The organism is Pseudomonas sp. B329 (assembly GCF_023127835.1).
Taxonomy (GTDB): Bacteria; Pseudomonadota; Gammaproteobacteria; order Pseudomonadales; family Pseudomonadaceae; genus Aquipseudomonas; species Aquipseudomonas synxantha_A.
Genome location: NZ_SPKP01000019.1, coordinates 19,908 through 43,878, shown reverse-complemented (window position 1 = coordinate 43,878; position 23,971 = coordinate 19,908). Strand labels below are relative to the sequence as shown.

Annotated in this window: 20 protein-coding genes and 1 pseudogene; 12 read left to right on the top strand and 9 right to left on the bottom strand. The window is 60.3% G+C overall.

Features of this window, described 5'->3' with window-relative positions; genetic code table 11:
* The first annotated feature begins 232 nt into the window (after positions 1-232).
* A complete protein-coding gene (locus E4P00_RS11960; protein ID WP_032876840.1) occupies positions 233-1,384 on the top strand; it encodes an MFS transporter in 1,152 nt (383 codons plus the stop codon).
* 9 nt (positions 1,385-1,393) lie between these two features.
* On the opposite strand, the gene E4P00_RS11955 is transcribed toward E4P00_RS11960, so the two are convergent.
* The 7 genes from E4P00_RS11955 to E4P00_RS11925 form a co-directional block, all read right to left on the bottom strand.
* Entirely contained in the window at positions 1,394-2,056 is a 663-nt protein-coding gene (locus tag E4P00_RS11955) for a type III secretion effector protein (RefSeq protein WP_228309674.1), read from the bottom strand.
* 419 nt (positions 2,057-2,475) lie between these two features.
* Positions 2,476-2,793 (bottom strand): hypothetical protein, encoded by a 318-nt coding sequence (locus E4P00_RS11950; protein ID WP_032876842.1) that lies wholly within the window; start codon positions 2,791-2,793, stop codon positions 2,476-2,478.
* Positions 2,794-2,933: 140 nt separating this feature from the next.
* Positions 2,934-3,986 (bottom strand): type III secretion effector protein, encoded by a 1,053-nt coding sequence (locus E4P00_RS11945; protein WP_236648022.1) that lies wholly within the window; start codon positions 3,984-3,986, stop codon positions 2,934-2,936.
* A gap of 161 nt (positions 3,987-4,147) precedes the next feature.
* The gene (locus E4P00_RS11940; RefSeq protein WP_223019147.1) at positions 4,148-6,553 is read right to left on the bottom strand and encodes a TonB-dependent receptor; all 2,406 of its coding nucleotides are present in this window, start codon (positions 6,551-6,553) and stop codon (positions 4,148-4,150) included.
* 97 nt (positions 6,554-6,650) lie between these two features.
* Complete coding sequence (locus E4P00_RS11935; RefSeq protein WP_148854458.1) at positions 6,651-7,601, bottom strand: FecR domain-containing protein; 951 nt, start codon at positions 7,599-7,601, stop codon at positions 6,651-6,653.
* A 26-nt stretch (positions 7,602-7,627) separates the two neighbouring features.
* Positions 7,628-8,125, bottom strand: a complete 498-nt coding sequence (locus E4P00_RS11930; protein ID WP_216091014.1) for a sigma-70 family RNA polymerase sigma factor — start codon at positions 8,123-8,125, stop codon at positions 7,628-7,630.
* A gap of 98 nt (positions 8,126-8,223) precedes the next feature.
* Positions 8,224-8,619, bottom strand: a complete 396-nt coding sequence (locus E4P00_RS11925) for a cytochrome c (protein WP_228309670.1) — start codon at positions 8,617-8,619, stop codon at positions 8,224-8,226.
* Positions 8,620-8,796: 177 nt separating this feature from the next.
* Here E4P00_RS11925 and E4P00_RS11920 point away from each other — a divergent pair, with 177 nt between their 5' ends.
* The 3 genes from E4P00_RS11920 to E4P00_RS11910 are packed head-to-tail and all read left to right on the top strand — an operon-like array spanning position 8,797 to position 12,315.
* Positions 8,797-9,597 (top strand): glucose 1-dehydrogenase, encoded by an 801-nt coding sequence (locus tag E4P00_RS11920; protein ID WP_248131558.1) that lies wholly within the window; start codon positions 8,797-8,799, stop codon positions 9,595-9,597.
* A complete protein-coding gene (locus E4P00_RS11915) occupies positions 9,590-11,416 on the top strand; it encodes a glycoside hydrolase family 15 protein (protein ID WP_248131556.1) in 1,827 nt (608 codons plus the stop codon). Before E4P00_RS11920 ends, E4P00_RS11915 begins: the two co-directional genes overlap by 8 nt.
* On the top strand, positions 11,404-12,315 hold the full coding sequence (locus E4P00_RS11910) for an alpha/beta hydrolase (RefSeq protein WP_216091011.1): 912 nt from the start codon (positions 11,404-11,406) through the stop codon (positions 12,313-12,315). Before E4P00_RS11915 ends, E4P00_RS11910 begins: the two co-directional genes overlap by 13 nt.
* On the opposite strand, the gene E4P00_RS11905 is transcribed toward E4P00_RS11910, so the two are convergent.
* A complete protein-coding gene (locus E4P00_RS11905; protein ID WP_078820829.1) occupies positions 12,301-13,269 on the bottom strand; it encodes a helix-turn-helix domain-containing protein in 969 nt (322 codons plus the stop codon). The genes E4P00_RS11910 and E4P00_RS11905 overlap by 15 nt on opposite strands.
* An 88-nt stretch (positions 13,270-13,357) precedes the next feature.
* Between E4P00_RS11905 and E4P00_RS11900 the strand changes: the two genes are divergently transcribed.
* Positions 13,358-14,038 (top strand): DJ-1/PfpI family protein, encoded by a 681-nt coding sequence (locus E4P00_RS11900; RefSeq protein WP_122734959.1) that lies wholly within the window; start codon positions 13,358-13,360, stop codon positions 14,036-14,038.
* Between the two features lie 499 nt (positions 14,039-14,537).
* Here E4P00_RS11900 and E4P00_RS11895 read toward each other — a convergent pair.
* Positions 14,538-14,708 (bottom strand): annotated as a pseudogene (locus E4P00_RS11895) (LysE family translocator); the annotation flags it as partial.
* 130 nt (positions 14,709-14,838) lie between these two features.
* Between E4P00_RS11895 and E4P00_RS11890 the strand changes: the two are divergent.
* The 7 genes from E4P00_RS11890 to E4P00_RS11860 all read left to right on the top strand — a co-directional run bounded on the left by E4P00_RS11890 (position 14,839) and on the right by E4P00_RS11860 (position 23,929).
* The gene (locus E4P00_RS11890) at positions 14,839-15,354 is read left to right on the top strand and encodes a sigma-70 family RNA polymerase sigma factor (protein WP_032876877.1); all 516 of its coding nucleotides are present in this window, start codon (positions 14,839-14,841) and stop codon (positions 15,352-15,354) included.
* Complete coding sequence (locus tag E4P00_RS11885) at positions 15,341-16,291, top strand: FecR domain-containing protein (protein WP_248131554.1); 951 nt, start codon at positions 15,341-15,343, stop codon at positions 16,289-16,291. Before E4P00_RS11890 ends, E4P00_RS11885 begins: the two co-directional genes overlap by 14 nt.
* A 105-nt stretch (positions 16,292-16,396) precedes the next feature.
* Positions 16,397-18,883 carry a TonB-dependent receptor gene (locus E4P00_RS11880; RefSeq protein ID WP_248131552.1) on the top strand — a complete coding sequence of 829 codons (2,487 nt, stop codon included), beginning with the start codon at positions 16,397-16,399 and terminating at the stop codon, positions 18,881-18,883.
* Between the two features lie 434 nt (positions 18,884-19,317).
* Entirely contained in the window at positions 19,318-20,757 is a 1,440-nt protein-coding gene (locus E4P00_RS11875) for an undecaprenyl-phosphate glucose phosphotransferase (RefSeq protein ID WP_078820826.1), read from the top strand.
* Positions 20,757-22,217, top strand: a complete 1,461-nt coding sequence (locus E4P00_RS11870) for a mannose-1-phosphate guanylyltransferase/mannose-6-phosphate isomerase (protein ID WP_078820825.1) — start codon at positions 20,757-20,759, stop codon at positions 22,215-22,217. Before E4P00_RS11875 ends, E4P00_RS11870 begins: the two co-directional genes overlap by 1 nt.
* Positions 22,217-23,128 carry a glycosyltransferase gene (locus tag E4P00_RS11865; RefSeq protein ID WP_078820824.1) on the top strand — a complete coding sequence of 304 codons (912 nt, stop codon included), beginning with the start codon at positions 22,217-22,219 and terminating at the stop codon, positions 23,126-23,128. The genes E4P00_RS11870 and E4P00_RS11865 overlap by 1 nt, the downstream gene beginning before the upstream one ends.
* A 6-nt stretch (positions 23,129-23,134) precedes the next feature.
* A complete protein-coding gene (locus E4P00_RS11860) occupies positions 23,135-23,929 on the top strand; it encodes a polysaccharide biosynthesis/export family protein (protein ID WP_078820823.1) in 795 nt (264 codons plus the stop codon).
* The last annotated feature ends 42 nt before the right edge of the window (positions 23,930-23,971 follow it).

Genomic DNA, 23,971 nt, shown 5'->3' with positions numbered 1-23,971 from the left:
TGGGGTTCAGCCACCCTCACGAGGATTACACACCTTCCAGACCACCGCCTACAGGCTCGATCACTCCTGTGTGGTTATCAGCCACCAAAGCGTTCCGGCTTTGTAAAAATAATTTTCTCGATCCGTATTTTTGATTCCGAACGCGAAGGGAACCCGGCTCGCTCCAGAGGGCCTGATGTGCAAGGATGTGACACTGAACATCGCTCGATGAACGCAAAACCAAGGACTTTTCATGACTGCCATCCCCACCCCTGCGCCCGTAATTCCCGGGCGGCTGGAGCAGATGTCGACGCGCATCGCTTTCTTTATCGCCGGCTTCGGTATCGCCGCCTGGGCGCCCTTGGTGCCGTATGCCAAAGCGCGCGCAGATCTGAATGAAGGCACGCTTGGCCTGCTGCTGTTGTGCCTGGGAGTTGGCTCGATCATCGCGATGCCGGCAGCAGGCGCCTTGGCATCGCGCTACGGCTGCCGTCGCGTACTGACCGCAGGGACGCTCATGATCTGCCTGGCCCTGCCGATGCTGGCCACTGTCAGTTCGATCCCGTTGTTGATCGCAGGGTTGTTCCTGTTCGGCGCGGGCCTGGGCACCGTGGATTCCACCGTCAATCTGCAAGCGGTGATTGTCGAGCGCGCCAGTGGTAAAACCATGATGTCGGGCTTCCATGGTTTATTCAGCCTGGGGGGCATCGTCGGCGCAGCGGGGGTTGCCGGGTTGCTGGGCCTGGGCCTGTCGCCACTGCAGGCGACGCTGGTAGTGGTGGCTATCATGGTTGTGGCGCTGCTCAAGGCCGCACCGCACCTCCTGCCTTATGGCAGTGAAAGCTCCGGCCCGGCTTTTGCGGTGCCACATGGTGTGGTGTTGTTTATCGGTTGCCTGTGTTTCATCGTGTTCCTGGCCGAAGGTGCCGTGCTGGATTGGAGTGCTGTATTCCTCAGTGCCGAGCGCGGCCTGGATGAAGCTTACGCCGGCCTTGGCTACGCGGCATTTGCCTTGACCATGACCGCTGGGCGTTTGACCGGTGATGCCATTGTCCGACGCCTGGGGGCAACGCGAGTGATCGTGATCGGGGGCACCTTGGCGTGTGTCGGCCTGCTCATCGCGACGCTATTACCCGCCTGGGAAACTGCATTGCTTGGATACGCATTGGTGGGTGCCGGGTGTTCGAATATCGTGCCGGTGCTGTACACCGCCGTCGGCAAACAAAAGGTCATGCCGGAGCATATTGCGGTGCCGGCCATCACCACGCTCGGTTATGCCGGCATTCTCGCCGGCCCTGCGGTAATCGGCTTTATCGCCCATGGCAGCAGCCTGAGCACCGCCTTTGTATTGATTGCGGTGTTGCTGGCGGCCGTGGCCATCAGCGGCAAAATCCTCAAGGTATAGGCCCGGCAGTCAGCGCGCTTTGCGAGCATCGTCCTGCTCCCGCCAGCGCTCGAGGCTTTTGTTGCTCAGCCAACCCTCTTTGTGGGGTGGGCCAAACAGTCGTGTGCCGTTGGCACGTTCCAATGAAGGCAGCAAACCTGGGCGTTCGATAATGTTCTTCGCCGTGTAGACACACAACTCACTGTATTGGGGCCTGGGCATGCCGGTAGACGTATCCAGTACAGGGCTGCCCTTCTGATCAACTTCGTAAGGGTCCTGCATGACCGCCTTGAGCTTGGCAATCTCAACGTACTGGTGTTGTTCGAACAGGAAGGTGCGGTCCATTGTCTTGTCTCTCAACTGTTCAAACTGGCTTTGCAGCGCTTGCACCACTTGCGCGTTGCCATGGGTATGAAACGGATCCTGGCTGAACACACTCGCCGAGCTGTTGCCATGCAAAGCCTGGGCTGCCGCACTGAGGCTGTCACGCGTGATATCGCCGTCGCGGCTGAAGATGGTGTCGCTTAACCGCGCACGCTTGAGAATTTCCCTGACGACCTGAATGGCGCCGTCCAGTGCCTCGTTTTCACCCATGGGTTGAGCGGCGATCCGCTGCAATGACATCCAGGTCAAGCGCCCCTCATTAAGGAAGGGGTGCAACAGGCCAAAGGCTTTTTCAAGGGCCTTTGCCAACTGCTTGTCCGTTGAAGTTTCACCCGGCAGGGAACTGCTCGCCCGTTCAGCGGGGAAGTTCTGTAGGTCTCGATGACTTAGAGCGGATAACGTTCCGCGCAAAAGAGTGGGCTGGCGAGAGATCCCTCGCTCCGGCACGGAAGAAGCTTCCTGCCAAGTGACCGGTGATAGCGTCGTTGCTCGCGCAGCTGACCCGCCAGGGGCGAGAGGCCGACCGGGAGGTAGTACACCCTCGATTTTCATGGGTTTTCTCCAACTCTATTCAGATGCATATCCGCTTGGTGACCTGTGTCGGAATGACAAGATCAACGAATGGATTCCACTCGGACAAGCACCTCATGTGTGGTTGGAGGGAGACGGCAGTTCCGGATGAGCAGCGAATACCAATGACAATATGTAAAAGCCCAGGCAAGGCAGCATCAACCTGACTTTCGACTACGCCACCACGTCGCCAGGCTATTGATCAGCCCGGTGCTTTTCAGTGAATCAGCGCGGGCCACTGGGACCTGGCGGTCAGCCAACATGCCCCGGGAAAAATCATCCGCAACGGGCGCCTGAAATTTTCGCTCGCCGGCAAACGCTTTCATGCGGCGGGCTTGGGCCACATATTCCTGCGCGGCAGTGGGCATACCTTCTGATACTCCGCCCTTCTCGGACAGCGCAGGGTTTACTTGCTGGGTGTTTTGCAGAAGTTCAAGGCGGCAGGATTGGGAGGAATTAAACGAAGTTGAAGTCATGTGTTTTCCCTCAGGCGAAATCTGAAAAGCAGTGGGCCAATGCACCACCGCAGTTACCACCTATGTGGCAAATAAGCGTAAGCCGTTCCTTAAATGATTGAATCAGGCGCCGTTTTCGCAGCACAGCGCCTGAAGGCGGGTTATTGCGACAGTAAGGCCAATGCTTTGCGACGGATCTTTCCATCACCGTCGGCACTGACGAGGTTATCCAACAGTTTGAGCAGGTCGCCCCGTTTCATGACTGCCTGGGCCAATTGGATCAGGTGATCCTTGGCTGCATCGCCTGTGAGCTCCTGACTTGCGAGTTTCCTCAAGTCTTTGAATTTCAGGTGTGGCCCGCCGCTCCCATCCTTGAGTTCATCGAAATGCTCGAGCATTTCAGCGGCCAATTCCTTGTCAGTCTTGTACTTGAAGTAGTTATCTCCCTGGATAACCGCGTTCAGGCTTTTCCAATCAATAAGATCATTCAACGCACCGGTGCGACCGTCCCGGTCAAGCGCCGCCATCAGCTCCGGACGTCGCAGCAGCTCATTGGCCAAGCGGGCGTTTTCCCTCATGACCGGGTTAGGTGACCATCCTCGTTTCGCCATCGCAAGAATGCTGTCAACGCTAATAGACCCAGGGTTATTTGGATCTCTAAACGCGTTGAAGCTGTCGCGCAATTGCTGCGCCAACTCTTCGTTACTCTTTAATGAGTATTGCGGATCCGGCCTGCCGGGGGCGACCGGATAAGGCCTACCCCCTGCAGTAGGGTCGGGGCGCGGCGGTGGATTGCTTGCCCCGGGGTTGGGCCTTGGCGGCGGGTTGCTGCAGCCCGGATGCATGGGCGGCCGATGCCCCAGGAACCAATGACTGAGCCAGCGCTTGAGTTGGCTCAGTAAGTGATGCAGCCCGGGAGGGTTGTGTTGATGGCCAAGCACATCAGCCGCGGTTGTTGCCGGCTGATGGTGATCGAACACCGGCCCGGCCTTGTTTTGCGTGGTCGGGAAGTTGACATGGGCAGCACGCTGATCATTGAAAGAAGGCGCAGCAGGTGCCTCGCGAGTGTGTTTGACGACGGCCTTGCCAGTGACTTGTGAAAGGTCTGGCGTTGTTGAAGCAGAGACGGATGTATCCATCGATACCGACATAGGTTTCTCCATTGCAGTAGGCGCGATTTCAGCTTGTCGCTCCAACGCAGTGTCGAAGCCCATCAGCTTTCCCATGTGTGGTTTTGTGTCGGAAACAGTTCCTGACGCAGCAACAATACGTGCTTTGACGGTGTAGGAAACAGATCAGGCAGGCTTGCATTACGCCGGGCGCGGGCAAAAAAAATCGCAACCCTTGGGCTGCGATTATTGCCATCAACCGAAGATCAGAATCCAACGCTTGCCTGTACGAAGAACGTGCGCGGCTCGCCCAGGTATATCCCGGCGTTATTGTCGCTGGAGCGTGTGTAATGTTGCTGGTCGAAGAGGTTTTTCACCCCCACGCCAAGTTTCAGGTTCGACAGTTGCGCACCGAAGTCATAACCGCTGCGCACGTTGACCGAAACATAACCCGGAATATCACCGTACTGGCCGTCAGCGGTGCCTTGGGTGATATAGGTGGTGCCGGTGCCTGGCGCACGCTGGCCAGACTGAGCATAGACGTCCAGGTTGTGCGTCCAGTGATTGACATCGTAACGCAGGCCCAGGGTCGCCACTTCACGGGAATACAGCGGCAGATCGCGGCCCTTGAACGGTACGTCGCCCTCGGAGGTGGCCTTGGTGTAGGTAAAGCCGGCGTTGGCGGTCAGACCGTCGAGGCGCGGGTCAAGATTGGACAGGTCGTAGTGGGCCGACGCTTCGATACCGGCGTGCTTGGTGGCGCCGAGGTTGGTCCAGCCTACGTCATTGCTGACGTATTGCAGTTCATCCGAGAAGTCGATGTAGAACAGCGTCACTTCGCCGCCCCAGATGCTGTCGTTGTAGCGCGTCCCGATCTCGTAGGTCTTGGCTTTTTCCGGGTTCAGACCGTTGGCGGTCTGGTTGCCGGTACCACCCTGCCCCAACTGGAAATACTGCAAGCTGCCGAAGGAGGTTTCGTAGTTGGCGAACAGTTTCCATGCGTCGCTGACGTGGTACATCACGCTCAGGGCCGGTAGCGGTTCATTGTTGTGAATCTCGCGGCGTTTTTCCTCGGTACGCTTGCCGTTCAAGGCCACTACCGGGCGGTCATGCCATTCGGTGCGGATGTCTTCAAAGCGGATGCCCGGCGTGATGGTCCACTGGCCGATGTCGATTTTGTTGTCGATGTAGAAAGCGCTGGCTTCGGTGCCGCCGGTGCGGTCTTGATAAACGTGGCCGTCGCTCTGCCCACCTGGCGTGGGTACGTTGTTGACCAGGTTAAGGCTGGTGGCCTGCTCGTGCATGCCTTCCTTCAAGTAGCGGTAGCCAACGCTGACTTCCTGCGTGCTGGGGCCCACATCGAACACATGGGACACCCGTGGCTCGATGCCGAAGGTGTAGTAGGTGCGTGGGTAGGAACTGAGGGTTTTCAGATCGCGGTTGGCGATGTTGCTGCCTCGGAAGCTGTCGGAATAGTAGGTCAGCACTTCAGCCTGGGTACGGTCGTCAATCTGGCGGATGTACTTGAAGGACACGTCCTTGCGGCGGCCGCTGAAGTTGTCCCAGTCGCGCACCGACTGGTACGGGTTGGCGTCAAACTGCTCCTGGGTCAGGCCGCCGGGCATGTCGGCGCTGGCATCGTAATAGTGGAAGTTCAGCGAGAAGTCGTCTTGATCGGTCGGCGCCCAGTGGGTCTTGAAGATTACATCGTCAATGTCATTGGAGTTGTTGCTGTTGCGATAGCCGTTGCCATTGACCCCGGAGTACAGCAGCGCGGCGCCGATGCCGTTGTCGGCGGTGCCGCCGATAAACGCATTTTCGACGTGCTTCCAGCCACCGTGGGCGGACGTTTGCAGGGTAGTGCCGACTTCCCCGGAGAATTTTTCCGGGATGGCGCGGGTCACGAAATTGATCACGCCGCCGACGTTCTGCGGGCCATAGCGCACGGACCCGGCACCACGCACGACGTCGATGCTGTCAAGGTTACCGGCGGAAATGGGCGCCATCGACAGTTGCGGCTGGCCGTACGGGGCGAAGGCTGCCGGTACGCCGTCAATCAGCACGGTGGAGCGTGGCGACAGGCGTGAGGTCAAGCCGCGTACCCCGACGTTGAGAGAAATATCGCTGCCCCCGGTGCCATTGGATTCCTGTACCTGCACGCCAGGCACGCGGCGCAATACGTCGCCGACGTTCATCGCGCCCTGCTCCACCATGGCTTCGCGGCGCACCACCGTGCGTGCACCCGCATGGTTTTGCACCACGGCGGCATCGGCATCGCCGAGCCAGTCGCCCACCACCTTGATGTCGGTGACGCCCAGTTCCAGCGGCGAGCCAGCTTCGCCAGTGCCGGAGCTCAGCGTGCGCAAGGTTACGGAGCCTGCGTCGATCTGGTAATCCAGCCCACTGCCTTCCAGCAATTGGCGCAGGGCTTGTTCAGGCGAGAGGTTGCCATCCACTGCTGGGGCTTGCTTGCCGGCGACCATGTCGGGGCTGAAGAACACTTGCAGGGAGGTCTGCTGGCCCAGTTGGCTCAAGGCTGCACCCAGGGGCTGGGCGCGAATATGAACGCCTTCGCCAGCCTGTGCGGCAGGCAGCGCGATGCTGACTGCGATAGCCAGGGCGAGAGGCGCCCAGCGGGAGGTTTTATTGTTGTGGAGGGCGAGTTTTTTCACGTCGAACCTAGTCCTGTGATCGCAAAAGTGTGCGGCTGTTAATGCAAACCAGTTGCAGTTGCAGGAGAAGACGAACAATGCGAAAAAAACCTGAATGTCAGCGTGAAATAATTTCCTGGCTGCCGTCCGGCAAGGTGCGCAAGGCAACCGGCAGAATATGTGGCAAGGCTTTGAGCAAGGCGTCGGTGTCACTGGCGTTGAACACGCTGGTCAGACGCAGGTTGCCCACCGCTGCCGTGGTGATGCGCAACGGTTGCTCGCGATAGCGCGACACTTCCCGCGCCACTTCGGCCAGGCTAGCGTTGTTGAACACCAGTTTGCCGGTGCGCCATGCGGTCAGCTCTTCAGGGTTTACGGCATAGGCCGCAGCCACTTCGCCCTGAGTATCGACATGAGTGCCCCGGCCGGCGGTGAGCGTCACGACTTGAGCCGACGCTCGTCCCTGCACCTTGACGGTGCCGGTCTCGACCACCACGCGGGTGCGGTCGTCATCGCGACGCACATCGAAGCGTGTGCCGGTGACCGTTACCTGCCCTGCCCCGGCGGCCACCACGAACGGGCGACTGGCGTCGTGCTCGACACTGAACATCGCCTCACCCTGCTTGAGCTCAATGCCCCGCCGACCTTTTTCGTAGTGAACCGCAACCACACTGCGGCTGTTGAGGTCCATCACAGAGCCGTCTGGCAAGGCCACCTGGCGCTGCTCGCCCACCCGGGTAGTGAACTCGGCGCTGTAGAGCTTGGACTGGCCCAGCCCGCTGAACAAACCCAGGCCCACGGCAATGGCAACCACACCGGCCGCTACCGCATAGCGCAACACCGCCCCACCCCTGGGGCGCTCGGCCGGCGCATCGCACAAAGCCTGCAAACGGGGTTGGGGCAGCAGATCCGTGGCGCTCCACAGCCCTTGCAGCACATCGAACTCATATTGGTGTTCGGGCTGCTCGGCACGCCAGGCCTCGAAACGTTGCCGTTCTTCGGCGTTCAACGGGCCGTCTTGCAGGCGCACAAACCATTGCGCCGCTTCGTCACGGACACGCTTATCCATCGTGGAAGATCCTGTTTCAAAGCGGGTCATGGCGCCATTGCATCCAGGTGGTCACGCAGATGCCGCAGGGTGCGGATCATATACTTCTCCACCATGTTTTTAGACAGCCCCAGGCGCACGGCGATTTCCTGTTGGGTGAGCCCCTCGATTTTCTGCCAGATAAAAATCTTGCGACAGTTGAGCGGCAACTCGACCAGGGCCCGCTCGATGGAGTCGGCCAACTGAATCGCGTGCATGTAATGCTCCGGATCACCGCTGTGGGGGGCGTGATCAACGGCCTGCAACGTCAACGCCGCGCGGCGTTCTGCGCGCCGGTAGGCGTCCACCGCGATATTGCGCGCGGTTTGATGCAGGTAGGCGCGCGGTTGTGCAACCTCGCTGGCGTCGGACTCAAGCACTCGCACAAAAGTGTCGTGGGTCAGGTCCTCGGCTTGCTGACGGTTCCTCAAGCGGCGCGTCCAGGTGCCGATCAACTCTTCGTAGTGCTCGAAAAAGCCTGTTCTGCGGGGCGGCTGAGGATTCATCGCGAAGGCACTGAGGAGGCGGGGCGTGAATAGTAATGCTTCCTATTAAGTGGGGCAATTGCTGTCCATCGCCGGTACGCCCGCCGCACTCAAACCCCTCAACTTTTTGAAATCACGCTACTCATGTATTGATGCAGATCGCGGAAGTCCTGAACGCTCCACGCGTGCGGCGCTATCTTCACACCGTTGTCCTTCAACGTCTTTGGAATCAGGTTGCCATTTGGGCGAAGTATTATCGACGAGACGATCACGCCCGGATAATCATGCAGCCGCTGTTTGAACGCGGCGGTTGTAAGGTCAGGCGTGGGGGGATTGCTTTTTTTAGCCAATGGCCCGGTGGCCTTTATATCGGGTCCATGGCACACGCCGCATCGCTGTAGATAGAGCGTTTTTCCATTGCTGTTTTCCGCAACAGCCAATGATGTCTGAGCCAGTGATAAAACGGCTGATAAGCCAATGAGTAAACTTTTCATCCTTGGGGTGCGTGTCGACATACACATTCCTTTGCTCCATCCCTTACCTTTTGTTTTCAGCATATTACGATAAACCTTTGCCTTGCGCCCCGGCGCTACACCTGCGGCCCGCGGTCTAGGCGTAAAAGCCGTGCGGTGAACTTCCGCTCCCCGTCGCCAGTCAGCTGAAAGGACTCGGATAAACACAGTGGGTGGGCGATGCAGATTTCCTTGCAGCAACAAGTGGCTCTGGTCACCGGCGCCAGTTCCGGTATCGGTGCTGGCGCAGCCAAAGCCCTGGCCGACGCGGGCGCGGCAGTGGTGCTTAACTACAACTCCCAGGCGGCCCCCGCCGAGGCCCTTGCCGCACAGATCAATGCCAACGGCGGTCGGGCGCTTGCCATCGGTGGCGATGTGTCCAAGGAGGCTGATGTCGAGCGCCTGTTCGCACAGACCCTCGATGCCTTCGGCCACCTGGATATTCTGGTGGCCAACTCCGGCCTGCAAAAAGACGCCAACCTGGTCGACATGAGCCTTGAGGACTGGAACACCGTGATCGGTGTCAACCTCACCGGGCAGTTCCTCTGTGCCCGAGCGGCGGTGCGTATCTTCAATCGTCAGGGCGTTCGTGAGGGGGTGTCACGAGCGGCCGGCAAAATCATCCATATGAGTTCGGTGCATCAAGTCATTCCGTGGGCCGGGCATGTGAATTATGCAGCGTCCAAGGGCGGCGTGGAGATGCTGATGCGCACCCTCGCCCAGGAAGTCAGCGAGCAACGTATCCGCATCAACGGCGTTGCGCCGGGGGCGATTCGCACGGCGATCAACCGCGCAGCCACTGAAGGCGCTGCGGAGAAAGAGTTGCTCAAATTGATTCCTTATGGCCGCATCGGCGATGTAGAAGATGTGGCCAATGCAGTGGTGTGGCTGGCCAGTGATGCTTCTGATTACGTGGTCGGCAGTACGTTGTTCATCGATGGCGGCATGAGCCTTTATCCGGAGTTTCGCGGCAATGGTTGATCTGAAAAAAGAACCCCAAAGCGCCATCGATGCCCACGGCATCATCGGCGACATGCGCAGTGCCGCACTGGTAAACGACCGTGGCAGCATCGATTTTTTCTGCTGGCCGGAATTCGACAGCCCGTCGATCTTCTGCGCACTGCTCGACACGCCCGACGCCGGTACCTTCCAGCTTACCCCGGACCTGCCCAACGCCCGCCGCGAGCAGATCTACCTGCCTGACACCAACGTGCTGCAAACACGCTGGCTGAGTGACGAGGCGGTGGTGGAAATCACCGACCTGCTGGCCGTCAGCGAAGACGTTGACGATTTGCCGCTGCTGATTCGCCGCGTACGGGTAGTCAGTGGCCAGGCAACTCTGCACCTGCGTTGCGCCGTGCGCCACGACTACGCCCGTGCCAAGACCCACACCACAGCCGATGACAGCGGCGTGCTGTTCAGCGCCGACGGTCAGCCCGGCCTGCGCCTGGTAGGCAGCCACCCGCTGACCCTCGAAGAAAATGCAGTCGTATCCCGCTTCACCCTGGCCCAGGACGAGGGCGCCGAATTTGTGCTCGGCGGCCAGGATGATCCGCGGGTGGTCAACAACTGCACGGACCTGTACCTGGAACGCACCCTCAAGTTCTGGCGCGGCTGGATCTCCCAGTCCAATTACCGTGGGCGCTGGCGCGAAATGGTCAACCGCTCAGCCTTGGCGTTGAAGCTTTTGACCTCGCGCAAGCACGGCGCAATCATCGCCGCCGCCACCTTCGGCCTGCCGGAAAGCCCCGGCGGCGAGCGCAACTGGGATTACCGCTATACCTGGATACGCGATGCGTCGTTTACCGTCTACGCGTTCATGCGCCTGGGGTTTGTCGAGGAAGCCAACGCCTATATGCGCTGGCTCAAAGGCAGAGTCAGCGACTGCTGCGGCCAGCCGACCAAAATCAATATTCTCTACGGCATCGACGGTCGCCAGGAGTTGCCGGAAACCACACTCGATCATTTGCGCGGCCACGGCGGCGCCCAGCCGGTGCGCGTGGGCAACGAAGCGTTCGACCAGATCCAGCTGGATATCTACGGCGAACTGATGGACGCGGTGTATCTGGTCAACAAGTACGGCGAAGCCATTTCCCACGAAGGCTGGAAACATACGGTGGAAGTGGTCGACCAAGTGTGTGAGATCTGGAACCGCAAAGACGTAGGCATCTGGGAAATGCGCGGCGAGCAACACCACTTTCTGCACTCGCGCCTGATGTGCTGGGTGGCCTTGGACCGAGCTATTCGCCTCGCCTCCAAACGCTCGCTGCCCGCCCCATTCGCGCGCTGGGACCAGACACGCCAGGCTATCTACGCCGACATCTGGAGCAACTTCTGGAACGAAGAGCGCGGGCATTTCGTCCAGCATATCGGCAGCACGGCGCTGGACGGCTCGATGCTGTTGATGCCGCTGGTGCGCTTCGTTGCGGCCACCGACCCGCGCTGGCTGGCGACGCTGGAAGCGATCCAGAAAAGCCTGGTGCGCGACGGCATGGTCTACCGCTACCGCAATGACGACAGCCAGATCGATGGCCTGCAAGGCACCGAAGGCGCATTTGCCGCCTGCTCGTTCTGGTACGTGGAATGCCTGGCCCGCGCCGGGCAAGTGGAAAAGGCCCACCTGGAGTTCGAACAGCTGCTGCGCTACGCCAACCCGCTGGGACTGTACGCCGAAGAATTCGACAGCCAGGCTCGGCACTTGGGCAACACACCTCAGGCGTTGAGCCACCTGGCATTGATCAGTGCGGCAACCTTCCTGGACCGCAAACTCAGTGGGGAGAAGACTGTATGGCAACCCTGACGTCCCCTGCCCCGCTGTTGTATGTGCGCACGTCCATGCTAGACGTGGCTTATGAAACCCACGGCCCCATCGCAGGCGAGCCGGTGATCCTGCTGCATGGTTTCCCTTATGACCCTCGCGGTTATGACGAAATCGCGCCGGTGCTGGCCGAGCGTGGTTATCGGGTGTTGGTCCCCTATTTGCGCGGTTATGGCCCGACGCGGTTTATCAACGACCAGGTCATGCGCTCCGGCCAACAGGCGGCGTTGGCCAAGGACCTGCTGGATTTCATGGATGCGCTGTCCATTAAGCAGGCCACGCTCGCCGGGTATGACTGGGGTGGGCGCGCGGCGTGTATTGTCGCGGCGCTATGGCCCGAGCGGGTACGCGGCTTGGTGACGGGGGACGGTTACAACATCCAGGACATCGCCCAGTCCCTCGAGCCTCGGGCACCGGAAACCGAGCATCGATTATGGTACCAGTATTACTTCCACACCCAGCGTGGAGTCGACGGTTTGACCGCCAATCGACAAGAGCTGTGTGAGTTGTTATGGCGGCTTTGGTCGCCGACCTGGCGTGAAGGGCCAAGTCTGTATGGCAAGACTGCGCCGTCATTTGATAACCCGGACTTTGTCGCGGTGGTGATTCACTCTTACCGCCATCGTTTCATGTATGCGCCGGGTGATCCCGCGCTGGAATCCATTGAGCAGGCATTGGTGCAGCAACCGGCGATAACGGTGCCCAGCATTTCGTTATGCGGGGCCGACGACGGTGTGGGCCCGCCGTCGCTTGAGGATGACGATGTGGAGCACTTCAGTGGTTTTTATCGCCGGCAGGTTTTGCCAGGCATTGGTCATAATGTTTTCCAGGAAGCGCCCCGGGTCACGCTTGAAGCATTGCTGGAACTACTGGAGCGCTGAAAAACGCTCCCGGTAAGCTTGAGGCGTCACTGACAAGGCCCGCACAAAGCTGCGGCGCAAAGTCTCTTCACAGCCAAAACCGCACTGCATGGCGATACGTTTGATGGAGGTCGTGCTGTCTGCCAATTGCCGGCGCGCAGTTTCGACACGGATCAGTTCCACGGCCCGGGCCGGGGTCTGGCCGGTCTCGGCGCGGTAATGGCGCACAAAGCTACGCTCGCTCATGCCAGCCTGGGCCGCCAGGGTGGCGATGTTCAGATCCAGCGTCAGATGGTCGGCGATCCAAGCGTGCAGGTCGGCAAAGCGGCTGTCGCTCCTTTGCAGGGATAACGTCACGCTAAATTGCGACTGACCGCCAGGGCGCTTGAGGAATACCACCAAGTGGCGCGCCACTTCCAAGGCAATGGCGCGACCCAGGTCATCCTCTACCAGGGCCAGGCACAGGTCGATCCCGGCGGTCACACCAGCAGACGTCCACACGGCGCCCTGCTGGATGAAAATCGGATTGGCCTCCACCGTGAGTGCGGGAAACTTGCGCGCCAGTTCTTCACACCGCGTCCAGTGCGTGGCCACTCGGCAACCATCGAGCAAACCGCTGGCGGCCAGCAGAAAGGCCCCGGTGCACACCGAAGCCATGCGCCGGGTGTGCCGGGATTTATCGCGCACCCATTGCACCAGTGTCGGGTCTTCGGCGGCAGCGTACACGCCCCAGCCACCGGCGATCACCAGGGTATCGCAAGGCGCGTCGATGGCGGGCAGCGGTTCAGCCAGCAGCGCCAGGCCGGCAGAAGTCCTCACCGGTTCAGGCTGAGCGGCGATCACGTTCACCGCGTAGGGCAACGGTAAACCACGTTGGCGCAACAGGTCATTAGCCGACGCAAACACTTGCATAGGCCCGGTGACATCGAGCACCTGGGCATTTTCAAAAGCGAGTACATGAATAATCTTGGGCATGATTGGCGTGATTAGTGGGCTCAATGGCGTACCCGCCAAAGCCTAGGCTTCTACAGTGAGGTCGTCCATTCTTTTCGGAGCTTGCACCATGACCTTGCAGATCGGCTTTCTGTTGTTCCCCGGCATCCAGCAACTGGACCTTACCGGCCCCTATGATGTCCTCGGTTCGCTGCCAGACGTGAAGCTGCACCTGGTGTGGAAAGACCTCGCACCGATCACCTCCAGCACTGGCCTGGTGTTCACGCCGACCATCACTTACGCCGACTGCCCGAACCTGGATGTGCTCTGCGTACCCGGTGGCGCCGGTGTGGGCCCGTTGATGGAAGACCCGCAAACCCTGGATTTTCTCAAGGCCCAGGCACAGACAGTGCGCTACCTGACCTCGGTGTGCACCGGCTCATTGGTATTGGGCGCAGCAGGGTTGCTGCGCGGTCGCAAGGCCACCACCCACTGGGCCTACCACCACCTGCTCGCCCCGCTCGGTGCTGTTCCCGTGCAGGAGCGCGTGGTGCGTGACGGCAACCTGTTTACCGGCGGCGGGATCACCGCCGGCATCGACTTTGCCCTGACCCTGGCCGCAGAGTTGTACAGCGAAGCGGCGGCGCAACTGGTGCAACTGCAGATCGAATATGCGCCGGCCCCACCGTTTGACTCCGGCCGCCCGGAGACTGCGCCCCGGCATGTGCTGGAGGAAGCCAACAAGCGCACGGTGGAGTCACGCAGAGTGCGTGGGGAGATTGTTGCGCGGGCGGCTGCGCGGTTGGGGTGAATGTTCATCCGTGGCGAGGGAGCAATCTCCCTCGCCACAGTACAGCGCTGTTTCTTAACTGACAGGCATCGCCGTTACTGCGCTCGCGTCTCGCCGCCTCCCTCTACTACCCGATCAACCAGCAACTGAACGCCCTCTACCATCCGGCAAATCCCCAACACCACACTGCGTTGCGAACCTTCAACCTGTACGGACCGGACACGCTGTTCAAAAGTGAGCCGCCGTCAGGGCGGAACCCTGAGTGGCCGTTACCGCAGGAATGGATATGTACTCGGTATGACTGTGTCGGCTGTCAGGCCGCCTTCGCGAGCAAGCCCGCTCCCACATTTGGATCGCGGGGTGTCAGGTAGAGAAGCATCGCCTGTCAGGCCGCCATCGCAGGCAAGCCAGCTCCCACAATTGGATTGTGAGGTGTCAGGTAAATGAGCATCGACTGGCAGGCCGTTACGGGAGCAAGCTCCCTCGCCACACAGAAACCTGCTTGGCTTCCCGCGTGTCGTCAGGCAGGACGCGACATCACCGCCAAGCGCACGGCCAACGCCATCAGCACCGCCGCCAAACCCCACTTCTGCAGCCAGGCGCTTTTGGTGCGTTTGGCGAAGAAGCGGCTGAGCACCCCGCCAAACATGCCCAGCAGCACGTGAAACACACTCGCGATCAGCGTCAGCACGGCGCTCGCAGGCTCTACAAAAATTGTGCTGGATACATTACTGACGCAGCAAACCAGTGATTGCTGAATGCCACAACCAACGTCTAGAATGCGAAACATTATCAATTAAGCCTGCTGCGCCAGGATGACCATGTCGAGCGATCACCCACTGGACCATGCCGCCATCGGCCAGCTATACCAAGCCCACCATTCCTGGCTGCGCGGCTGGTTGAGCCGACGCACCGGCTGCCGTGAACACGCCGCTGACCTGGCGCAGGAAACCTTTGTGCGCCTGCTCAACGCGCGCAAGCAACAAACCCTGCAGCAGCCGCGTGCTTACTTGAGCAGCATCGCGCGCAGTTTGATGATCGACCAATACCGACGCCGCGAACTGGAACGTGCCTACCTGGAAAGCCTGGCGCACTTTCCTCAAGTCGAGGTGCCGAGCGAAGAAACCCGCCTGCTGATCCTCGACAGCCTGGCGCGCATCGACCGTTTGCTCGACCAGCTCAAGCCACGGGTGCGCGAGGCGTTTCTGTTGGCCCAACTGGACGGCCTGACCTGCGCGCAAATCGCTTTGCGCCTGGGCGTGTCCAAGGCCACGGTGGAGCGTGATCTGTCCAAGGCGCTGCACGCCTGCTATCGGTTACGTTATGCCGAATGCTGATCCGCGCCTGGTGGACCAGGCCATCCAGTGGATGATCAAGCTGCGCTTCAACACCGCTGACGACGCCAGCACGGCGGCCTTTGAGCAGTGGCTGCACACCAGCGCCGCGCATCAACTGGCGTGGCAGCGCGTGGCGACCATGAATGACGACTTCACCCAACTGCCGGCGCATGTCAGTCGCCATGCCCTCGATGGCGCGCGCCAACGTATCAGTCGGCGTGAAGGCTTGAAGCTGCTGGGGTTGTTGGCCGGCGCCGCCGGGTTGGCCTGGCTGGGTCGCGACTACACGCCCCTGCCCGCCCTGATGGCGGACTACCGCACGGCCACCGGCGAGCGGCGCTGGGTGGCATTGAACGATGGCAGCAAGGTCCAGCTCAACAGCGCCAGTGCCATCGATATCACCCTGAATGCCGAGCGGCGTCTGGTGAACCTGCGTCAGGGTGAAGTGTTGGTCAATACCGGCGCTGACAACCGTCCGTTCTGGGTGCACACCCGCGATGGTTACCTGCGCACCCTCGGCACGCGCTTTGTGGTACGTGAAGAAGCCCAAGGCACGCTGCTGGCTGTGCAGCAGGGTGCGGTCGCGGTGTATGCCGACAGCCATGACGCCAGCTCACGCCAAATGATCAAGCCGGGCGAACAGGTGCTGTTCAACCGTAGCGGCATTCGCCCTTCTCCCACCAATGGCCTGGATCCCTGGGCCTGGAGCGACGGCGTCATCAGCGCCCACAATATGCGCCTTGACGACTTCCTGGCCGAACTGGGCCGCTACCGCAACGGCTTGCTCCGTTGCAGCGAAGCCGTCGCGGGGCTGCGGGTTTCGGGCACCTATCAACTGGAAGACACCGATCAGGTACTCAAGCTGGTGGCGCAATCGTTGTCGATCAATGTGACCTACCGCAGCCCCTATTGGGTGACCGTCTCCGCTCGGGTTTGAGCGGCCGAAAATAAATGAGGTGAATTCTCATTGCCATTCGACCTGTAAGGAAAGGCCGATCAACAGGCCGGTGTTGTCCACTTCCTTCAGGAGCATCCCGCGGTCATGCAAGCGTTCCCCTCCAAGCGTTCCCCCCTCAGACACGCCCTCAATGCCACTCTTCTTGGCGCGTGCGTGGCAGCCAGCGCTTTGCCGTATACCGCAACAGCCCAGGAACCCGGCAGCGAGCGCCAGGCCCGCACCTGGAATATTGCGCCCGGGCCTCTGGCCGGCGCCCTTGATCAGTTTGCGCGGCAGGCCGGTATCAGCCTGTCGTATGACGCGGGCAGCGTGGCCGGCAAAAGCAGCCCGGGGCTGAGCGGCACCCTGGCCCCACAACAGGCCCTGAGCCAGTTGCTTCAGGGCCAGGGTTTGCAGGCGCAAAGCCAGGGCCAGAACGCCTGGTTACTGCTACCTCAGCAGCAAGCCGGCTCGGCACTGAACCTGGGCGCCACCACCATCACTGGTGATCGTCTAGGCGCCACCACCGAAGGCAGCGGTTCCTACACCACCGGTGCGGTGACCATCGGCAAGGGTGAACACAGCCTGCGACGCACGCCGCAATCGGTGAGCGTGATGACCCGCAAGCTGATGGATGACCAGAACATCACCACCATCGACCAATTGCTGGAGCGCACGCCGGGGATCACCAGCTACGAGTCGCCCATGGGCGGCAAGTATTTTTACTCCCGGGGCTTCAAGATGCTCGGTCAGTACCAGTTCGATGGTGTGCCGCTGGACATCGGCAAGGACTACATACAGGCCGACAGTTTCAGCGCGAACATGGCGATTTATGACCGGGTAGAGGTGCTAAAAGGCGCCGCCGGTATGCTCAAGGGCGCCGGCACCGCCAGCGGTGCAGTGAACTTCGTGCGTAAGCGGCCCCAAGCCACCCCGACCACCAGCCTCGGGCTGTCGGCGGGCACCTGGGATAACTACCACGCCGAACTCGACACCGGCGGCCCGTTGAACGACAGCGGCACGGTGCGCGGCCGTGCGTCGGTCAGCCAGCAGAATCGTGGCTCCTACATGGACCTTGCCAAGCGCCAGGACCAGGCGTTTTACGCGGCGCTGGACATGGATGTCAGCCCTGACACCACCCTAGGCTTCGGCGCCAGCTATGAGGATGTCGACGCCACACCGTGCTGGAGCGGCCTGCCGCGCTACCGCGACGGCAAAAGCCTCGGCCTGAGCCGCTCCACCTGCCTGGGCCAGGCCTGGAACGATTGGCAAAGCCAGCGCACCACGCTGTTCGCCGATCTGACCCATCACTTCAACGACGACTGGAAGCTCAAAGTCAGCGCCGTGCATAGCCGCAACCTGCAAGACATCAAATACGCCGCCAGCGAAAGCACCGTGGACTATGGCAACCCGGCCCCTACGCTCACCAGCTACGCCGCGCTGCTGGATTACGATCACAAGGACTACGGCCTGGATGCCTACATTGATGGTCAATTTGAAGCGTTTGGCCTGCAACATGAGTTGATCCTCGGCGCCAATGGCAGTCGTGGCACCCAGGACGATGTCTACGCGATCCGCAACCTGCCCCAGCGCCAAAGCGTTTTCAACCCCAACCACCACTTCCCGGAACCTGCCGACGATACCTTCTGGCCCAACATGTACCGTGGCGGCACGGTCAAGGAAACCGCCACCCAATACGGCGCCTACGCCACCTTGCGCCTGCGCCTGGCCGAACCGTTGATGCTGGTTCTCGGCAGTCGCGTCAGTTGGTATGAAAACCGCCGTGAGTCCTTGAACCTGGCCTGGGGCGAGTGGGCCGACCAGGATGCACGCACCAAGGAAACCGGCGTGGTCACGCCGTTTGCCGCGCTGATCTACGACCTCAATGACAACCTTTCGGTGTACGCCAGCTACGCCGATATCTTCCAGCCACAAAGCTCCTACGCCACGGTCAGCGGTTCGGCGCTCAAGCCGAAAATGGGTGAGAACTATGAGCTGGGTATCAAGGGCGAATGGTTTGACGGGCGCCTCAACAGCTCCCTGGCGCTGTTTCGCGCCATCGAAAAAAACGCCGCCCAAACCGATTTCGAGACCCGCTGCGGCAGTTCCTCTGACGGCTACTGCTACACCGACACGGGCAAAGTTCGCGCCCAAGGGGTCGAGGCCGAGCTGAGCGGCGAATTGCTTGAACGCCTGCAAGTGTTTGGCGGCTACACCTACACGCAAACCAAGAACCTGAAGAACATCGACAGCGCAGCCGAAGGCGCGGTGTCCAACACCTACGTACCAAGGCATATGCTGCGTTTGTGGGGCGACTACCAGTTGGACGGTGCACTGTCAAAATGGACAGTCGGCGCAGGGGTCAACGCCCAAAGCAGCAACTACCGGTTGCAAACTATCAAACTGGAACAGGCCGGGTATGCGTTGTGGAATGCGCGCATTGCGTATCAGGTGGACGACACCTGGACTGTGGCGCTCAACGGCAACAACCTGTTCGATAAAAACTACTACCAGACCGTGGGTACCTCAGGCTGGGGTAATCTTTATGGAGAGCCGCGCAACCTCACGCTGAGCCTCAAAGGCAACTTCTAAACATCAGCAGTCCTTGCACCAGAGCCGGCAAGCCGGCTCTGGTTCGACAACCCCCCTTCCCCCGCCCTGCTTCTGTCAAAAAAAAGCTTTTTTTCGCTGGCAGGCAAATCCCCACGTTTGTTCCTACACTCCAAAAAGCCATCATCGATTCTCGATTTTTCTGAAAGCACGGCCTCTCATGTCAATAAATCGTCATATCATGGGGGCCTCATGAGAGCCATTGAAGGCAACGGCAAAAAAAGCCAAATCATTGACACGGAACCTCAAGGAAGCCACTATTTAGCCATCACTCCGTAAATTCCTGCGTCTGAACAGGCATTACGTATTACCCAGCAACTGCAGTTGTTCGATTTGCACCACTTGTAAAGCAAACCTGCCTTATGGATGAGCAAAACGAATAGGAACGTTCTGGTGGTGTATTGAGGATCTGATCTATGCGCGGTAAATCGTCGGTCGATAGCCTGTTTTTGACTCGTCCCGGTTTCGTTGAGTTTTTTGTCGTCTTCGTAAAACTGATCCACGGCCTCACTGCTGTAGTGCCGGCAATTATCCTGTTGTTCTACCCGGAACCCGTCGCCGAGCACATGCGCAACCACTACCTTGGCCTGCTGGTATTCTTTGCGCTCTTGACCATCATTCTGTTCCAGGCCCTGGGGGTGTACTCCGAGGATCTGTTCAGCAATCGCCTGCGTTTTCGCGTGATGCTGGTGGCCTGGGTCTCAGCGTTTTGCATCCTGCTGTTCATGTACCAGATCCTGCTGCTGTTCCCACAGTTGAGCCCACGCAACCTGGCGGCTTGGTTCTCCATGAGCCTGGTGCTGTTTGGCGTGGAGCGGATATTGATGCTGCGCCTGTATCGCCATTTGATGAAGAACGGCAAATTCTTGCAGCGTACGGTGATCCTGGGTTTTACCGAGACGGCGGTGCATGTGGCTGAACACCTGTCGCGCAACAGCGATATCCGTTCCGGCCTGATCGGCTTTATCGACGACCGTACCGAGCGCATTCCCAAGGAATTGAGCCGCCTGCCCTTGCTGGGCAATACCCGCGACCTGGAAAAGCTGATCCGCTCCGAACAGGTCAACCAGGTCATGATCACCCTGCCCTGGGCTGCCGAGCAGCGTATCAACGGGCTGGTCAAACGCCTGCGGCAGATGTCGGTGAACGTCATGCTGGTGCCCGACATGGCTGCCTTGCGTTATGGGCATAACCGCATCACCGATGTGGGCGGCATCTTGATGTTCAACACCTCGCAGTTGCCGCTGCGCGGCTGGTCACCCTTTATCAAGCGTTGCGAAGACCTGCTGCTGGCCAGCCTCGGCCTGTTGTTGCTGTCACCGGTGATGCTGGCGACGGCCATCGCGATCAAACTCGATTCCAAGGGCCCGGTGCTGTTTCGCCAGAAGCGCTTTGGCTACAACGACAACCTGATCCGAGTGTTCAAGTTCCGCTCGATGTACGTCGAACAGACCGACCTCAACGCCGAGAACCAGACCACACGCCAGGACCCGCGCATCACCCGGGTAGGCAGGATCATTCGCAAGACCAGCATTGATGAGCTGCCACAACTGTTCAACGTGCTGCTGGGCAATATGTCGATGGTCGGCCCGCGCCCCCACGCCACGGCCACCAAGGCCGCCGGGGTTCCGTTCGAGCAAGCGGTCAGCGAATACAGCTCACGCCACCGGGTCAAGCCAGGCATCACCGGCTGGGCACAGATCAATGGCTACCGTGGCGAGACCGACACCCTGTTCAAAATCCAGAAGCGAGTCGAATACGACCTGGAATACATCGCCAAATGGTCGGTGTGGCTGGATCTGTACATCGTTTTCATGACGGTTCCGGCCGTCCTTTCCACCAAGGAAGTTTATTGATGAACCCTCTTAACGGATTGATCCCGTGCATCATCTCCGGTGGTTCGGGCACGCGGCTGTGGCCGGTTTCGCGGCAGAACATGCCCAAACCCTTCATGCGCATGCGCGACGACCAGAGCCTGCTGCAAAAGACCTTCCTGCGCGCCAGCCACTTGCCGGGGGTGGAGAGCATCCTGACAGTGACCAATCGTGACCTACTGTTTCGCACCCTCGATGACTACCGCGCGGTGAACACCCAGCGATTGGCCCTCGACCTGCTGCTGGAGCCGTTTGGTCGCAACACCGCTGCCGCAATCGCCGTGGCCGCCTTGCATGTGCAGGAGCATTTCGGCGCGGACGCGCAGTTGCTGGTGATGCCCGCCGACCATTTGATCCTGGATGAGAGCGCGTTTGCCCAAGCAGTGGAAAAAGCCCGCGCACTGGCCGAGGCCGGTTACCTGGTGACCTTTGGCATCCAGCCTGACCGTGCGGAAACCGGCTTTGGTTATATCGAACAAGGGGCGCCCCTGGGGGCGGGGTTCCAGGTCCAGCGCTTTGTCGAAAAGCCCGACCAGGTCACCGCCCAAGGCTACCTGGACGGCGGCAAGCACCTGTGGAATGCCGGCATGTTCTGCTTCAAGGCGGCCAGCCTGGTGGACGAATTGGCCAGCCACGCCCCGGCAGTCCTGGACGCAGCCAAGGCTGCACTCGAGCATAGCCAGAGCCTGCAAAACAGCAGCAGTCGCCAGCGCGAACTGAGCCCGGAAGGTTTCGGCACCGCGCCGGACATCTCTATCGACGTGGCCTTGATGGAAAAATCCGCAAAGGTCGCGGTAGTGCCCTGCAACATTGGCTGGAGCGATATTGGCTCCTGGGAAGCCCTGCGCGAACTCACGCCCAGTGACGACAATGGCAACCAGATCAATGGCGAAGCGATCCTGCACGACGTGCATAACTGCTATATCGACTCGCCCAAGCGGGTACTCGGTGCAGTGGGCGTGCGCGATCTGATCATCGTCGACACCCCGGACGCACTGTTGATCGCCGACGCGCACCGCAGCCAGGACGTGCGCTATATCGTCGCCGAACTCAAGCGCCAGAATCACCCGGCGTTCAGTCTGCATCGCACAGTCACCCGCCCGTGGGGCACCTACACGGTGCTGGAAGAAAGCACGCGCTTCAAAATCAAGCGCATTGTGGTCAAGCCCAAAGGCTCGCTGTCCCTGCAAATGCACCATCACCGCAGCGAGCATTGGGTAGTGGTCAGCGGCGCAGCGATGATCACCAATGGCGAGCGCGAAATCCTGCTCAATATGAACGAGTCCACCTATATTCCCGCCGGCCACAAACACCGCCTGACCAACCCCGGCATCATCGATCTGGTGATGATTGAGGTACAGAGCGGTGAGTACCTGGGCGAAGACGACATCGTGCGTTATGACGACATCTACGGCCGCGCGCCGGTGGAAGAGAAACCCTGATGCGCACGTCCCTGATCATCCCCACCCGCAACGCGGCCAGCCATCTGGACCGCTTACTGCCGGCGCTGCGCATGCAAACCCTGCAACCGGACGAGATGCTGGTGGTCGACAGCGCATCGAGCGATGACACCGTGGCGCGCTTTCGCGAGTTTGGCGCGCGCGTGGAGGTGATTGATGCCCGCGACTTCAACCACGGCGGCACTCGGCGCTGGGCCAGTGAACAGGTGGGCGGCGACGCTTTGATCGTCATGACTCAGGACGCAATCCCCGCCACGGCCGAGACGTTCGCCAACCTGATCGCCGAATTGCAACTGGAGCCGCTCAATGGCGTGGCCTATGGACGGCAGCTGCCGCACCCCGGTGCAGGGGTGCTGGGGGCACAGTCGCGGCACTTCAATTACCCGGCGGCCAGCCGCAGCAAAAGCCTGGCCGATGCACCGCAACTAGGGATCAAGACCTGCTTCAGCTCCGACTCGTTTTCGGTGTACCGACGCAGCGCCCTGCAGGCGGTGGGTGGTTTCCCCCAGGATGTGATTGGCAGCGAAGACGCCTACGTCGCCGCACGCATGTTGCTGGCCGGCTACCAGGTGCGCTACGCCGCCAGTGCGCAGGTTTATCACTCCCACGATTACCGCTTGCTGGACGAGTTCAAGCGCTACTTCGATATCGGTGTGTTCTACGGCCGCGAGGCGTGGATTCGCCAGGCGTTCGGCGACGCCGGCGGCGAAGGTAAGCGTTATGTGCTGGCCGAACTGCGCGCATTGCGCGAGGCGAACGCGCTGCACCGTGCGCCAGAAGTAGTAATGCGCAGCGCCTTTAAATTGCTGGGTTATCGCCTCGGCCACCTTGAACGCCACTTGCCCAACTCGCTTAAACGGCGTCTGGGCATGTTTTCCACCTACTGGACTTGAGCCGTCATGAAGACTACCAACCGACGTTCCCGTCTTACCCTGCTCAGCCTCTTGAGTGCCTCAATCTGGCTGGCGGGCTGTTCGACCCCCGCGCGGGTGCCGCTTCCTGACAACAATACGCTCAAGGCCGGCCATCAAGCGGCGCTGACCCTGGCCGACCTGCCACCACCCCAGGTGCTGATCCAGACCGGCGACTCGCTGCGGATCGTGCGCGACGCCCAGGAACCGGCGGCGGCCGATGACATGACCGTATTCGTCGTGCGCCCCGACGGCGTGATCTCGGTACCCAATATTGGCCGGGTCAAGGCCGCCCTGCGCACGCCCGAAGACCTGGGCAAGGAAATCACCGAGAAGTACAAGCGCATCTACCGCGAACCCGCGGTGACGGTGAACATCGCCAGCGCACCGAGCAACAAGGTGTTTATCGGCGGTGCGGTGTCCAACCCGGCGTTTTTCGACCTGGCCGGCAACGTCAGCGTCGAGCAGGCACTGCTCAGTTCCGGTGGTGTATTGCCCTCGGCGGATGCCTCCAACGTGGCCTTGCTGCGCACCGGGCCAGATGGCAAGTACAGGACGTACTTCATCAGCCTGGAGAGCATGTTGACCAACCCCAATCACCCGCGGGTGGCGTTGCAGCGCGGCGATTTGATCTTCGTGCCGCAGTCGGGCATCGGCGCGACGGTGGAGGCCGTGGATATGTACTTCACCAAGCTGTTTCCGGTTAACAAAGGGGTTGGACTGGGCTTGAATTATCAGCTCAACAACAAGTCCGGCGATACCACTTACAACATCAGACCATGATCATGACGCAGGCTTTGTATCACTTGAGCACGCCGATTTCAT

Coding starts and splice junctions, on each gene's coding strand:
- E4P00_RS11865 (WP_078820824.1), top strand. CDS start 22,217: ATGCGCACGTCCCTGATCATCCCCACCCGCAACGCGGCCAGCCATCTG.
- E4P00_RS11945 (WP_236648022.1), bottom strand. CDS start 3,986: ATGGGCTTCGACACTGCGTTGGAGCGACAAGCTGAAATCGCGCCTACT.
- E4P00_RS11885 (WP_248131554.1), top strand. CDS start 15,341: ATGCCGAATGCTGATCCGCGCCTGGTGGACCAGGCCATCCAGTGGATG.
- E4P00_RS11890 (WP_032876877.1), top strand. CDS start 14,839: ATGTCGAGCGATCACCCACTGGACCATGCCGCCATCGGCCAGCTATAC.
- E4P00_RS11915 (WP_248131556.1), top strand. CDS start 9,590: ATGGTTGATCTGAAAAAAGAACCCCAAAGCGCCATCGATGCCCACGGC.
- E4P00_RS11880 (WP_248131552.1), top strand. CDS start 16,397: ATGCAAGCGTTCCCCTCCAAGCGTTCCCCCCTCAGACACGCCCTCAAT.
- E4P00_RS11925 (WP_228309670.1), bottom strand. CDS start 8,619: ATGTCGACACGCACCCCAAGGATGAAAAGTTTACTCATTGGCTTATCA.
- E4P00_RS11870 (WP_078820825.1), top strand. CDS start 20,757: ATGAACCCTCTTAACGGATTGATCCCGTGCATCATCTCCGGTGGTTCG.
- E4P00_RS11860 (WP_078820823.1), top strand. CDS start 23,135: ATGAAGACTACCAACCGACGTTCCCGTCTTACCCTGCTCAGCCTCTTG.
- E4P00_RS11875 (WP_078820826.1), top strand. CDS start 19,318: ATGCGCGGTAAATCGTCGGTCGATAGCCTGTTTTTGACTCGTCCCGGT.
- E4P00_RS11910 (WP_216091011.1), top strand. CDS start 11,404: ATGGCAACCCTGACGTCCCCTGCCCCGCTGTTGTATGTGCGCACGTCC.
- E4P00_RS11950 (WP_032876842.1), bottom strand. CDS start 2,793: ATGACTTCAACTTCGTTTAATTCCTCCCAATCCTGCCGCCTTGAACTT.
- E4P00_RS11935 (WP_148854458.1), bottom strand. CDS start 7,601: ATGGATAAGCGTGTCCGTGACGAAGCGGCGCAATGGTTTGTGCGCCTG.
- E4P00_RS11960 (WP_032876840.1), top strand. CDS start 233: ATGACTGCCATCCCCACCCCTGCGCCCGTAATTCCCGGGCGGCTGGAG.
- E4P00_RS11930 (WP_216091014.1), bottom strand. CDS start 8,125: ATGAATCCTCAGCCGCCCCGCAGAACAGGCTTTTTCGAGCACTACGAA.
- E4P00_RS11905 (WP_078820829.1), bottom strand. CDS start 13,269: ATGCCCAAGATTATTCATGTACTCGCTTTTGAAAATGCCCAGGTGCTC.
- E4P00_RS11920 (WP_248131558.1), top strand. CDS start 8,797: ATGCAGATTTCCTTGCAGCAACAAGTGGCTCTGGTCACCGGCGCCAGT.
- E4P00_RS11900 (WP_122734959.1), top strand. CDS start 13,358: ATGACCTTGCAGATCGGCTTTCTGTTGTTCCCCGGCATCCAGCAACTG.